Source organism: Methylomonas sp. LL1 (assembly GCF_015711015.1).
Lineage (GTDB): Bacteria > Pseudomonadota > Gammaproteobacteria > Methylococcales > Methylomonadaceae > Methylomonas.
Map to the genome: position 1 here is coordinate 1333947 of NZ_CP064653.1, position 14200 is coordinate 1348146.

The window sequence follows — 14200 nt, forward strand, 5'->3', positions numbered from 1 at the left end:
TCGTTTGAATAATCCTTCGGCCGGTGTGGGGCCGCCCGGACAATTTTTGGATTTTACAATGCAAAATCATGACCACTCGGCGCAAGTCGCCTATATACTCAAAGGCTTTCCGCGCACCTCGGAAACCTTTATCAGTAACGAAATCCACTTGCTGGAAGTCCTGGGCCTGCAACTGTCGATTTTTTCGATCAAGCAGCTCGAGGGCCAAAAACATCACGCCGTTGTCGACGCCATCCGCGCGCCGGTGAGTTATTTACCGCAGGCCAGCGATCTGACCGGACACAGCTTTTTAGCCTGGCTCATCAATAACCTGCCGAAATTCACGCCAAGCCACGGCCGAGTGTTCCTTCAACGCCCGGCAGCCTACCTCGCCGCCTTGCTGGAATGTTTGGGCATGAGCCTTAAATATCGAAATGGCTGGCGGGAGTGGCCGCGCACGGTATTCATCAAGGAATTTCTGCAAGCTGGTTATATCGCCGAATCGGTGTTGCAGAATCCGGCCATCAAGCATCTACACTCGCATTTCTGCCACGGCGCAACCACCGTTGCGATGTTCGTCAGCCGCATCAGCGGCCTGCCGTTCAGCTTTACCGCCCATGCCAAGGATATTTATTTGCGCGAACTGAATCCAGGCGACTTGCTGCAGATCAAAATGCGCCGGGCAAAATTCGCCGTTACCTGCACCGGCGCCAATCAGGAACATTTGGATTCCTGCAAGGGTAGCGATATTGCCGTGCACCGGATTTATCACGGCCTGGATACCGATTTGTTTGTGCCGGCACCGCGCGAACAAAATGAGGCCGATCATATTTCGACCGTGCTGTCGGTCGGCCGATTGGTCGAGAAAAAAGGCTTTGATTATTTGGTCAGAGCCTGCGCAATTCTGCGCGATCGCGGCGTTCGATTTAACTGCCGCATCGTCGGCGGCGCGGATAAATACGCCCAAATCATCAAGCAACTGATCGCCGACTTGGATTTGCAAGACATCGTCAGCCTGCCCGGCGCGGTAACCCAGGAAGAACTGCGCGGCATTTATCAGCAAGGCGATGTATTTGCCTTACCCTGTCTGGTGGTCGATAACGGCGACCGCGACGGCATTCCCAATGTCTTGGTCGAAGCGATGGCGATGGAAATGCCGGTCATCTCGACCGACATTTCCGGGATTCCGGAATTGATCCAGGATCATGTCAACGGCCTGCTGGTGCAGGAAAAGAATGCCGAAGCGATGGCCGATGCGATCGAAAGCTTGCTGAAAGATCAAGCCTTGCGCGAACGCTTGGGCCAAGCCGCGCGGCAAACCGTCTGCCGGGATTTCAATTCCCGCCACACAACCGTAGCCTTGAAAAAACTGTTCGACTCCTGCCTGGAAGGCCAAGCGGTGGAAGCTCATGTCTGCTGTGCTGAACACTCTTAAGTCCGATCCGCGTTTGCTGGCGCTGGCCGCGCCCTATTGCGACATGACGCCGGCGGTTCTGCTGGCGTATTTTCAAGGTCGTCGGCAGATTCGCTATTTTTCGGTGATCGACGAAGAGCAAAATACCCCGGAAAAACTGGACGGTATTTTGCGCAACCGTTTCGAATTCAATCACCAGCCTTACCAGCTTGATGATGCATTCGATTGGCTGACTAATCCCAGTGCCGATGTCGAATGGCTGATTCTGCTGCACAAGTTTTATTACGCAGTCGGTTTGGGCAGACGATTCCAGCAAACCGGCGACACCCGCTACCGCGACAAATGGCAAGCGCTCACCCGCAGTTGGATCGACAACGTGCCGGTCGATTTTCTGTCTAGCGACGTCACTGGCCGCCGCGTACAAAACTGGATTTTTGCCTACCTCTATTTTGTCTCGGAGGCCGCCGAATTAGCCATCGATGCGGAATTTCATCTGGACTTTCTGGCCTCGCTGCAACAGCAGGTCGCCTATTTGTGCGACAACCTGACGCCAGCGCGCAATCACCGTACCCTGGAGCTTTACGCGATTTTTCTGGCTGCGGTGGTATTTCCGGAATTGCGCGGTGCTGATGAATGGCTGAGTTTTTCGATTCGCGAATTGCAACGCAATCTGCAAACCGACTTTTTGGCCGACGGCGTGCATTGCGAACTTTCGACCGATTACCACCATATCGTGTTGCGCAATTTCCTGGGCATTCGCCGCTTGGCGATGATGAACAACATCGCGCTGCCAGCCGATATGGACGAGGCCATCAAAAAAGCCCTGAGCTTTTGCCTCCATGCGCATAAACCCGACGGCTTTATCCCGGCGATCAGCGACGGCGACAGCGCCAATTTCCTGGATTTGCTGCGGCAAGGCCACGAACTGTATCAAGATCAGGCGATGCTATATGTCGCCACGGCCGGTCAACAAGGCCAAGCCCCAGCGGAGCGTTCGAAAACTTTCGAGGCCAGCGGCTACAGCATCTTGCGCAGTGGTTGGGGTGATCAAGGCGATGCTTATCAAGGCGAGCGCTACTTGTTTTTTGACTGCGCGCCCCTCGGTGCCGGCAATCATGGTCATCTGGACTTACTGAATATCGAGATGGCGGCTTACGGCCGGTCGTTGATTGTCGATCCAGGCCGCTATACCTACGATGAATCCGGCGACACCAACTGGCGGGTATTGTTTCGCGGCACCGGCTATCACAATACCGTGCAAATCGACGGCAAGAACCAGACGCTGTATGCGCCGCATATTCGCAAATACAAGATCCTAGGACCGGAACCGACGCGTGAATTTAAATGCGCGCTACACCGGCCGGGTTTCGATTATCTGCACGGCATTGCCGCCAGCCATGAATACCCGGTGATTCACGAGCGCAAAATTCTGTTTGTCGCCTGCGAATATTGGCTGATCTGCGATTTGCTACGCGCCGAGCAAAACCACGATTACGAATTGCGCTTCCATCTGGATGCGTTGGCAGAGCAGTGCACCACAACGCACGTCAATTCAGCCGGATTACGGGTCGACTCGCCGAATCTGGTTATCCTGCAAGCGCCGCAACCAAATACTAAATTGGCACTGGAGCCGGGCTTTGTTTCACCCAGCTACGGTTGCAAATACCCGGCGCCGGTCGTCAATTTTTCCGCGCATGCCGCCAATTATTGTTTTCTGACCGTGCTGTTTCCGTATCAATCGACCCCGCCGCGGCTTACGCTGGAACAATTGCCGGTAAGCCAAAATGGTCAAGCGGTCGGCAGCACTATCGCCAGTGCCGTGCGGATTCACAGCCAACAAGCCCAAGGCGAATACTACGACGAGCTATTCCTGGCGAACCGCGCCGGTCTGACTTACAAATTTGCAGACCTGCAAACCGATAGCGCGTTTTTATTCCGTCGCCAGGATGGTCGGGGGCGAGTCTTGGCCTGGCATGCCGAGTCGGCGGCGGCACAGCGTGGATAAGTCATGAAACCTAGCTATCCCAGCACCGCTACACCGGCGTTTCTCGGCACGCAAAACCCGTTGGCAAGTTCAATGCCCGTATTCCTGGAGCCGCGCTTCGCGGCAATGACGCCCGCCGAGCTGTTGACGCATTTTCGCCTGCGTGCCGTTACCAACTATTTCCCGCTAAAGCCTGGCAAAGCCAAACATGTTGCTAGCGCGCAGCCGATTCTGAACAACGAATTTACCCTAAATAACGAAACCCATCGCTTGGGTGACGAGTTTAATTGGCTGCATAACCCCAGTCCTGATCTGGAATGGCTGATAATGCTGCACAAGTTTTATTATTCCCGCGATCTGGCATTAGCTTACGATTACAGCGGCGACGAGGGTTATGCCGATAAATGGGTGGCCTTGGTCGGTTCGTGGATTGAGCAGGTGCCTGACGGTTTCGTGAACAGCCAAGTCACCGGCCGCCGCTTGCAGCAATGGTTATTGGCTTACCATTACTTCGTACCGGGTCGGCATTGTTTTAAGATAACCGCCGATTTTTTGCTGACGTTGTTGAGCTCCATCCAGTCGCAAGCCCTGTTCCTCAGCAACAATTTAACGCCGGAAGGCAATCACCGCACTATCGAATTATCCGCAATTTTCACGGTGGCGGTTTTGTTTCCCGAGCTCAGTGCCTCGGCCAGCTTGCTGGCGTTTGCCCAACGCGAATTGCTGGACAATTTACGCCATGATTTTCTGGCCGACGGTGTGCAAAATGAGCTGTCCACCGACTATCACCACACCGTCTTGAAAAACTTCCTGCGGGTCCGCGAGTTGGCGGATTTGAACGGACTGGCGCTGCCCGAGGCGTTCGATACCGTCATTCGCAAGGCACTGGAATTTTCAATTTACGCCCACAAGCCCGACGGCTGGCTGCCGGCTATCAACGATGGCGACATCAACAGTTATCTGTCCTTGCTACGCAAAGCCCAACGCTACTATCCCGGCGACGCGCTGAGTTATGTAGTCAGCCAAGGCGCACAGGGCAAGCCATCGACGCAACGCTCACGGTTATTTGCCGACAGCGGCTACTGCATTCTGCGTAGCGACTGGGCGGAGCGGCCTTATGCCGATGGCCGCTATCTGTTTTTCGATTGCAGCGACTTGGGCTTTGGCAGTCACGGCCATTACGACCTCTTGAGTTTCGAAATGGCCGCCTATGGTCGTTCGCTGATCGTCGATCCAGGCCGTTACACCTATCACGAACATGACAGCGACGGCGTCAACTGGCGGCATGCCTTCAAAGGCACGGCCGCGCACAACACCATCATGGTCGACGGTAAGGATCAGATGGCCTACCGATGCCATGAGCCGGTCGGCCCACAACCACGGGCAGCGGTATTAAGCTTTGAATCGAACCAAGGCTTTGACTTCGTGCATGGCTGTGCCCTGAGTCCGCAATACGAGGTGCAGCATCAGCGCAGCATTTTCTTTGCCGAAGCCGAATATTGGATTATCAGCGATCTGTTGCTTGCCTCCGACGCGCATCGTTACGAGCAGTTTTTCCATTTGGCACCGGAAGCACAAGGCCAAATCGAATGGCTGGAAGCCGAACAAGGCCACGGCATTCAGGCGCCCGATCTGTTGATCGCGCAAGCGAGGCGTGCCGAGGTTGCGACGAGTTTGGAGCCAGGTTGGGTGTCGCCGGAGTACGGCGTCAAGCACCCCGCGCCTGTATTAAGCTTTAGCCAGCAATGCAAGGGTAGCGGCTGGTTTCAAACCGTTCTGTATCCCTATAAAAACATTGCTCCGGCTTTGCATGTGGAGGGGATTTCAGTAACCAGTCTTGGCCAATCGGTGCCCGCTACCCAGGCTTTAGCGCTAAGTATCCTCATTCAATCAGAAACTACAACTTATCACGATTGCTTTTTCGTCGCCCATCAGCCCGGTTTAACGGAATACCACTTTGCCGATGTCATCTGCCAGGCACAAGTCTTGTTCATCCGCCGGGATGCCGAAGGCGGCATCCTCAGCGTTCGGGCTTATGCTGCGGAATGGCTGGAAATTGGCGGACGCAAACTGCTGGACAGCATTGGCAAACCGGTTTGCCTGAATTACGCCCAGGGCCAGCTACAAATCGACGCTATCGACGGAAGTGTGCCGGCATGAACCGCGACCCACGCTTCCCGCAAATGGCCGACGCGCTGAATCCGGCCGTGATGGGGCCGTTGCTGGGCTGGGTGCTGGGCATGCCTGGCATTAAAACTGGTCATGTTGAATGTTGCATCAGCGAAAAACGTCATAAACCCGGTAAAAGTCTGGTGATTGGTTATCGGCTTAAAGCCCAATCGAACAAAGTTCTCCAATCGCGCTACGTGACCGGCCGTCTATGCCCGCCTGGCGCGGCCAGCCGGGAATGTGAATTGGCACGTAGCAAACGGCCCGATCTGGCGGCGGGCGCATTGATGTTTTTGCACGAGCCGGCTATGCTGATTTGGGCGTTTCCTTACGATCGCAAGCTAATTAATTTGCCGGCCCTGTTGGATGCGGAATCCGTCAAAAGCCGGATTGGCGCGCCGGATTTAACCGGGGATGATAGGGTCCTGGCTGTCGAATCCGAAGTGCTGCATTATCTGCCGGAGCAATCCTGCATGATCCGCTATCGGGTGTCGTTGGCTGGGTCCGATCAGACTCGATTGTTGTATGCCAAAAATTACGCCGACGATAGCGGCCGCGACGTGTTCAAAGTGATGCGGCAACTGAGCAGCCAATTTAGCTGGGGCGCCAAGGCCCTGGCCTACGACGCTCAAACCCGCACGCTGTGGCAATCGCATGTCCCCGGCAGGACATTGTGCTGGGCCGATTTGCAAACAGCCAAGGGCTTGGCCTTGGCCGAACGCATCGGCCACTGCGCGGCGGCGTTTCATGCCTGCAAAATCGATACCGTACAACGTTTCAGTCAAAGCGATGTCACCGAAGGCCTGCTGGCCACCGTTAGACTCGCCGAACAAACCCGGCCGGAACTGGCGGAACCCATCGAAAGTAGGGTTGCAGGGTTGTTGGCGGACGAGCTTAATCTTCCAAAGCCAGCCCTGGCGACACTACACCACGACCTAAAGCTGAACAATTTTTTAGTCGACGGCGACAAGTTGGGCTTGATCGACCTGGATTGCGTCTGCCTGGGCGACCCGCTGGCCGATTTGGCCAGTCTGATCGCCAACTTTTATCTGCACGGCTTGCGGGAAGGCGATTCAGTCGAGCAAGTGCATCCGCTGGTCAAGCAGTTAGTCGGCTCTTACATGGCCCATAGCGTCCATGCCGTTTCATTGCCTGCCTTGCATTGGCAGGTGGCCGCCGCGCTGATTCACGAAGTCACTCGCCGCAGCCTGCGGCAAATGGATGACTTGCGTATCGCGCATATCCAAAGTTATCTGACGCTCAGCGAAAGCTACCTGGCGCTCAGTAGACAGCCAACCGGAGCCGGCGATGCGCTCATTTGATCGCCCCTTACGTATTTATTTAGCCAGACACGGCCAAAGCGAGTTGAACCTTCAACAACGCATTTCCGGTCAGGCCGACACCCAGCTTTCGGCCCAAGGCCTGGAACAGGCCCAGGCCTTGGGCGATGTGCTGAAGCATGAAACTTTGAGTGCGATTTATTGCAGCAGCCTGACGCGGGCCATACAGACGGCCAGCCCCGCCGCTGCAATTCACGGCCTGCGGATTCAAGCGCTGGATGGTTTGCGTGAAATTGGCTTGGGTATTCTGGAAGGTAGACATATCGATGAGCGCGATCCCGAGGCCTGCCGGCTATGGGCGGCGCGGGCGCATGATAAACACGGTTTCATGGTGCCAGGCGCCGAAATTTATTCGGCTTTCACGAACCGGGTGCTAAGCAGCGTGGAGCAAATCTTGGCCGATAGCAGCAGTGCGATTCTGATCGTCGGCCATCGCAATACCAACGAAGTGATATTGGCCCGGCTGCTGACTAACGACTTTGCCGGCGAGGCCGAGATTAACGTCAAAAACAAATACCTATACGCCATCGATTGGCATGGCAAGCCGCAAGTGATGACGATTCGGCTGGGCGGCGAACACCACGGCCGACATTACCCAGGGCTGCGCACATGAGCAATCCACTGGCTCAATTTGCGCCCTTACTCGATGCCGAGCGGATGGCTGCAACCCTGCAACGGCATTTGCCCGAATGTCTGGCCGGCGACTGGCAGGTAACGGGCTGCGAGATTCAACATCCGCGCTACAAAACCTATCGCCTTGCCGAAAACCGCGAGCGCTCTTTTTTATCGCTGGTTTACCACTTGCAAGGCCGGCAATCGCCCTCATCTGCCGCCGAACAACGCATACTCTACGCCCGCGCCTATTTAGACGGGCGCAGCCATCAGGCCTTTGTTGAAGCCCAAGCCAGCGGTGAAAAAGCGATTCATCTGGCCGAACTGGGCATGGTTGGCTGGCGCTTTCCGAACGATCCGGCTATGCCCTGGCTGGCGGAACTCATGGATAGTGAGCAGGCTGCGACTTTGGTTCCGGCTATAGGCCGGCAGAAATTGTCGGCGATTGAGATCGTCAATTATCGGCCGGAGATTCGTTGTACAGCGCGCTACCGGTTCGCTCGAAGCGGCGTTGTATCTGCGCGCGTGGTTTACGGTAAAACCTACGCCGATGAACGCGGTCTGGCTGTTTACGAGCACCTGCGCGCGCTGCAAATACAGTCTCAAACATACGCTGCTTTTATCATGCCGCGTGCCTTGGGTTACGACGCCGAACGCCACACATTGTGGTTGGAAGGCTTGCAGGGTCAAGCACTAGCGGAGCTGGACTTCGCTGTCGGTGTTTCACAGAAAATTCCGGCGTTGGCCAATGCACTTGCTGCTTTCCATCACCTAATACCACCGGTTCTCCCGGTCGTGACCTTGCAGCAACAATTGCAGGAGTGGCGCAAGAAAGCCGATAAGTTGAGCCACGCCTATCCCGCCATCCAGCCGGCATTGGCAGCGTTGCTAATCCAATTGCAACAAAATCGCCCAGAGTTTGAAACACTCGGCTTGATCCACGGCGATTTTCACATCGATCAACTGCTGGTTTTGCCAGACGGCAGTTTAGCTCTCGTCGATTATGACGAATTGGCGCTGGGCGATCCGTTGCAGGATTTAGCTAACTTCGCGGCGGATTTATACAACTACGCCTATGCCATTGCCGCCGTAGATCAACTCGTTCGGCAACTGTTCAAGGCCTACTCGGCTGCCAGCCACGGTCAAACCGATCCGCAACGTTTTGCCTGGCATCTGCGCGGACAATTGTTGACTCGCGCTTACCGAACCTTCATCCAGCAAAAATCGGCCGCGCCGCAACGTGTTGCCAAACTTATCGACTTGGCACTGCGGCCTTGGCCGCTGGCCGGCTGAATTCATCAGGAAAACCGTTTATGACCAACCAAACTCAACCAACAAACCGCTTCAAGCAGATCGTGTTCGCGCATCTGCGTCGGGTGCGCGGCAGTATTTTTGCGGCCGTCGTCTGTATTCTCGGTTCCACGCTGACCAGCCTGATCGTGCCTTGGCCGCTGAAGCTGATCTTCGATCATGTGCTATTGAATCATCCGTTGCCGGCTCAGCTGGCAGCGGCGCAACCGCTGCTGTATGGCGGTAGCGAACAAGCCTTGTGGATACTCTGCGGCAGCATGGTGGTGATTGCCTTGTTCAAAGGTATTTTTTCTTATTACCAACTGTTCCTGACTTCGCGCATCGGTTATTTGCTGGTTTATACCTTGCGCAGCGAGCTGTTCGACCATCTGCAACGCCTGTCGCTGGCGTTTCACAGCAGCACGCCGTCCGGCGAGTTATTGAACAAACTCACCAGCGATACCAACACCTTGAAGGACGTTTACGCCGACTCGGCCTTGACCTTTACCACCCACGTGCTAACCGTACTGGGTATGTTCGCAATCATGTTCAGCCTGAGCGTGAAACTGAGTTTGATCGTGCTGGCCAGCTTTCCGCTGCTGTGTCTGGCCATCGTGATGATTTACAGCCGGGTCAAACGCTCGGCGCGCAAACAACGCCATAACGAAGGGCGTTTGGCATCGCGAGTCAGTGAGTTATTGAACGCTGTGCCGCTGGTGCAAACCTACGGCATGGAAGATTACGAACGCGAGCGCTTCGATGCCGAAAGCAGCCAATCGATGACCGAAAGCGTGCGTACCGCCCGCATCGAGGCCGGGGCGACGCGGATGATCGAAATCATCAGCGCGATCGGCACCGGCATCGTGGTGCTGTTCGGCTGCCTGCAAGTGTTTGCCGGGGTACTGACGCCGGGCGACGTGCTGGTATTTAGTTCGTATATAGCCCAGATGTATCAACCGATTCGGCAAATCACCCGCTTGTCCACCCGTTTTTCCAAGGCCAGCGTCAGTATCGAACGCATCAGCGAAATTCTCGATACCGAGCCGGATATTCAAGATCCGCCCGATGCGGTGCTGCCGAAAGGCTTGCGCGGCGAAATCAAATTCAGCCACGTGTCCTTCGGTTATCCGACCGGCAAACCTATCCTGCGCGATATTTCCTTTCACATTCAACCGGGTGAACGGGTGGCTTTGGTCGGTGCTTCCGGGGCCGGTAAATCGAGCATCGCCCGCTTGCTGATCCGCCTTTACGATCCGCAACAGGGCGAGGTACGCATCGACGGTATCGAGGTTGGCCGTTATCAACGCGCCGGCTTGCGCCGGGAAATCGGTGTGGTGTTGCAGGATTCGATTCTGTTCGGCACCAGCATTCGTGAAAACATTGGCTATGGTAGCCCGGACGCCACGATTGAGGATATTCAAGCTGCCGCTCTGTTGGTGCATGCCGACGAATTTATCCGCAATTTGCCGGACGGCTACGACACGGTCTTGGGCGAAAGTGGCGGCAATCTGTCCGGCGGTCAAAAACAACGCCTGTGTCTGGCGCGGGCCTTGTTGCGCAAATCCTCGATTCTGATTCTGGACGAACCGACCTCGGCGGTGGATGCCCAGTCCCAGGCCCTGATCCGCGACGCCATCGACAATCTGCACGGCGGCAAAACCGTGTTGGTGATCGCCCATCAATTTCACACTATCCGCAATTTCGACCGGATTTTAGTATTGAAGCAAGGCGTGATTGTCGAGCAAGGCAGTCACGAGGCCTTGATGCGGATGGGCGGCCATTATCACGAACTGTATAAACTCCAACACGGGTTGCGTGCCGCATGAACCCATACAAACCAAGAATCCTCTTATATTGCCAGCACTCGCTGGGCATGGGGCACTGGGTCAGAGCGATGACCTTGGCCAATGCCTTGAGCCGGGAATTTCGGGTGATTTTTCTAAACGGCGGCCGCGCCCCCGATCATCAGTCTGCCATTACCGATCTGGATATGCTGAATCTGCCGCCGCTGGGTATGGGCGAAGATCATCAGCTGTATAGCCAGGATGAGCGTTACAGCGTCAAGGAAGCATTGGCGATGCGCCGGCAACTGATACTCGATAGCTATGCGTTGTTCAGGCCGGAAGTGGTGTTGATCGAACTGTTTCCGTTCGGCCGCAAGAAATTGGCTGGCGAGTTGCTGCCGTTATTAAAAACCGCGCGCCGCGATACACAAGGCCGGCCGTTGGTGCTATGCAGCCTGCGCGACATTATGGTCAACGCCCGCAAGGATCAAAGCCGGCATGACGAACGCGCCCGTTGGATAACGGATCGCTATTTCGACGGATTGTTGGTACACGCCGATCCCAGGTTTGCCAGATTGGAAGATAGTTTTCAGCCGCGTCATCCGTTGAAAACGCCCTTGCTTTACACGGGTTTTGTCGGTCCGCGTCGCACAACGGCAGCGATAAAACCGCCCTGGCGCGGTGTGTTGGTATCGGCTGGCGGCGGCATGGTCGGCGCGCTGTTGTTTCAAGCGGCAGTTCAGGCCCATGCCATCAATTGGGCCGTTGAAAATATACCGATGACCATCGTCGCCGGGCCGTTTTTACCGGAAACAGATTGGCAGGATTTAGTTGCGCAAGCCAAAGATATGGAAGGTCTCACGCTGCTGCGTTCGGTGCCGGCGATACAGCCTCTGTTGGCGGCGCACAACCTGTCGGTCAGCCAATGCGGCTACAACACGGTGATGGATATCCTTGAATCTCGTACCCCGGCCCTGGTCGTGCCGTTCGTGCGTGGCCAAGAAGACGAGCAAAGCCAGCGGGCGCAAAAATTAGCGCAATTGGGTTTGGTGAAAGTATTGAATTCGGCGGAACTGACGGGCCAGCGTTTGGCCGAGCAGATTTTGCAATTAAGGGATTTTTCGCCCAATCCGGCCGGCCTGGATTTGGCCGGCGCGGACCATACCGTGCGTCTGATTCAGGAATTACTGACAAGCAGCAGACGGGACGCGAACGCAGAATCGCTATCAACGGAGTATGCCCATGCCTGCTGATTGGCTGACTCCGGTCCGTGCGGCATTAGATGCCAAAGAGCGGCCGATCGACATATTTTTTCGCGACGACGACGCCGGCTGGGATGATGGCCGTCTGTTCGAGCTACTGGATTGCTTTCAAGCCTGCGAGGTGCCGATCGATCTGGCCGTGATTCCTCAGGCTACCACCGAAAAGCTTGTCAAAGCGCTGCTGGCGCGCTGGCAAACAAAACCGACGATGCTGGGTTTGCACCAACACGGCTATAGCCATGATAACCATGAAGCTCAAGGCCGCAAATGCGAATTCGGTGAGAGCCGTAGCGAAGAGCGGCAATACCGCGACTTGCAAATTGGCAAGCTACATCTGGAGCAATTGCTAGGGCCGGCGCTGGGCCGGATTTTCACGCCGCCCTGGAACCGTTGTAGCCAGGCCACGGCCGACAGCTTGGTTAAACTGGGTTTTCAAGCGCTGTCGCGCAACCGGGGAGCGGCCCCGCTCCATACCGGAACATTGCGGGAAATTCCGGTGGCTATCGACTGGTGCGGGATCAGAGTCAAATCCGCTCAACCCTGGCTTGCGCTTGGCCAAGCCATAGCGGATGTGTTGCATCCGGAGCATCCGGAACCACTGGGCATTATGCTGCACCACGCAGTGATGGACGCAGACGACCTTGAGCATCTGCAAGCCTTATTGCAACTATTCCGCGAACATCCCAATGCACATTGCCGCTTGATGCGCGAATTTTTAGACGTCAGACAGGCTGCTGATGCACCGGGGTGTTCGTTTCAGCTTGAGTCCCAGGCTGTTCCGACAGCTATGCGGCCATGCCTCAATTTACCACACCACTGATTTGCCCTTCGTTCATGAGCTTTAATTCCTTCATACTAAAAACCGGAAAAACGGTATTACTGGCCGGCGGTACCTTGCTGAGTTTATCGGTACTTGCAGAGACCACTAACGGGCAGGTGGCCGCGAACAAACCCAATGACAATGCCTTTCGCCAGGACAACGGCGACGGAGTCAGAAAAGAACCTTTGCGTATCAACCCAGGCGACAAACGGCCGGCCGACCAGTTTAAGGTCGATGTATTCGGCCACCCGTTGACCATCGGCGGTGCCTATGAGTTGGAACCGCGTTACGTGGAAGACAGACGGCTAGACCCGCGCCGCGACGACGACGTGGCTAATGTCTATCAAGATCTGAAACTGGAGTTGTTTTACCAGTGGTCAAAATCCTTGTCGTTTTTTGTGCAGTCCGATGTTTACTACGATCCGGAGGTCTACACCGAAAGCGGTCTGGATCAATACGAAGCCGGAATTAAACTGACCCAGGCCTGGCTGTTCATTCATCAGATACTGGATTCGGGTTTTAGTCTGCAATTGGGCCGGCAACGCATTGCCGACAAACGTCAATGGTGGTGGAACGACGAACTGGACGCGGCAAGGGTGTATTTTGGCGAAGACACGCTGTTTGCCGAGTTGGCGATTGCCAACGAATTGGGTTCCAAACAATCGGATCAGGATTTCATCGATCCGGTCAGCGACCGGGTGGTGCGGCTGATGGGCGACGTGGTTTGGCAATGGGCTCCGAAGCAAAATTTGTCCTTGTTCTTTCTGAGCCAGTTCGACAATTCGGATAACCAAAACCCCGGCGACTTGATCCAAGCCAATCGTAAAGACGCCAGCGACGGCGACCTGAATTGGTTCGGCGGACGGACGATGGGCAAGTTCAAAATCGAACATGTCGGCAAGATCGGCTATTGGCTGGATTCGGCGTTTGTATTCGGTGAAGAGACCACCCAAACCTTCACCGACATAAACAGCAATGTCTCCCGAGTTGGCGCGCAAACCCCACGGCACGTCGCAGCCTGGGGCATGGACGCCGGCATCACTTGGTACAGCAATCTGTTCCTGGAACCTTACCTGACCTTGGGTTATGCCTACGGTTCCGGCGACGCCAATCCCGACGACGGCACCGACAGCAGTTATCGGCAATCGGGGATCCATAACAACAAAATCAAATTATCCGGCAGCCAGCGCTTTCGTTACTACGGCGAATTGTTTCGGCCGGAATTGTCGAATTTAAACATCATGACCGCCGCCTTGGGCTTTCCGATCTCCGAGCAAAGTTCCATCGACTTGCTCTACCACCACTACGAACAGGCCACGCCGTCGTCGGTGATTCGCGATTCGCGGATTCGCGCCACGCCCAACGGCAGAAGCGGCACGCTGGGCGACGAGTTCGACTTGGTATTGTCCCTGGACGAATGGAAACATTTGCAGGTGCAATTTGCCGGCTCGCTATTCATGGCCGGCCCGGCTTTCGGACAATTGGAAGGCAATAACTCCTTCCAGTTGGATCTGACCTTTAAATACAGCTTTTAAGGGTTGGTTAG

10 protein-coding genes are annotated in these 14200 nt (G+C 55.5%); all 10 read left to right on the plus strand.

Going from position 1 to position 14200, the window contains the following annotated elements; translation table 11 throughout:
* Window positions 1-58 precede the first annotated feature (58 nt).
* Genes IVG45_RS06520 through IVG45_RS06565 form a run of 10 tightly spaced genes read left to right on the plus strand, consistent with a single transcriptional unit; the run spans window position 59 to window position 14189 of the window.
* A complete protein-coding gene (locus tag IVG45_RS06520; RefSeq protein WP_196437054.1) occupies window positions 59-1414 on the plus strand; it encodes a glycosyltransferase in 1356 nt (451 codons plus the stop codon).
* Window positions 1389-3398, plus strand: a complete 2010-nt coding sequence (locus tag IVG45_RS06525; RefSeq protein ID WP_196437055.1) for an alginate lyase family protein — start codon at window positions 1389-1391, stop codon at window positions 3396-3398. Before IVG45_RS06520 ends, IVG45_RS06525 begins: the two co-directional genes overlap by 26 nt.
* Window positions 3399-3401: 3 nt before the next feature.
* Window positions 3402-5537, plus strand: a complete 2136-nt coding sequence (locus IVG45_RS06530) for an alginate lyase family protein (RefSeq protein WP_196437056.1) — start codon at window positions 3402-3404, stop codon at window positions 5535-5537.
* The gene (locus IVG45_RS06535; protein WP_196437057.1) at window positions 5534-6868 is read left to right on the plus strand and encodes an aminoglycoside phosphotransferase family protein; all 1335 of its coding nucleotides are present in this window, start codon (window positions 5534-5536) and stop codon (window positions 6866-6868) included. The genes IVG45_RS06530 and IVG45_RS06535 overlap by 4 nt, the downstream gene beginning before the upstream one ends.
* Window positions 6855-7499: a histidine phosphatase family protein gene (locus IVG45_RS06540; protein ID WP_196437058.1), complete on the plus strand. Its 645-nt coding sequence runs from the start codon at window positions 6855-6857 to the stop codon at window positions 7497-7499. The genes IVG45_RS06535 and IVG45_RS06540 overlap by 14 nt, the downstream gene beginning before the upstream one ends.
* On the plus strand, window positions 7496-8791 hold the full coding sequence (locus IVG45_RS06545) for an aminoglycoside phosphotransferase family protein (protein ID WP_196437059.1): 1296 nt from the start codon (window positions 7496-7498) through the stop codon (window positions 8789-8791). The genes IVG45_RS06540 and IVG45_RS06545 overlap by 4 nt, the downstream gene beginning before the upstream one ends.
* A gap of 20 nt (window positions 8792-8811) precedes the next feature.
* A complete protein-coding gene (locus IVG45_RS06550) occupies window positions 8812-10614 on the plus strand; it encodes an ABC transporter ATP-binding protein (RefSeq protein ID WP_196437060.1) in 1803 nt (600 codons plus the stop codon).
* On the plus strand, window positions 10611-11825 hold the full coding sequence (locus tag IVG45_RS06555) for a glycosyltransferase family protein (protein WP_196437061.1): 1215 nt from the start codon (window positions 10611-10613) through the stop codon (window positions 11823-11825). Before IVG45_RS06550 ends, IVG45_RS06555 begins: the two co-directional genes overlap by 4 nt.
* Window positions 11815-12654, plus strand: coding sequence for a polysaccharide deacetylase family protein (locus tag IVG45_RS06560; RefSeq protein WP_196437062.1), 840 nt, complete (start codon window positions 11815-11817; stop codon window positions 12652-12654). Before IVG45_RS06555 ends, IVG45_RS06560 begins: the two co-directional genes overlap by 11 nt.
* Window positions 12630-14189 carry an alginate export family protein gene (locus IVG45_RS06565; protein ID WP_196437063.1) on the plus strand — a complete coding sequence of 520 codons (1560 nt, stop codon included), beginning with the start codon at window positions 12630-12632 and terminating at the stop codon, window positions 14187-14189. The genes IVG45_RS06560 and IVG45_RS06565 overlap by 25 nt, the downstream gene beginning before the upstream one ends.
* Window positions 14190-14200 lie beyond the last annotated feature (11 nt).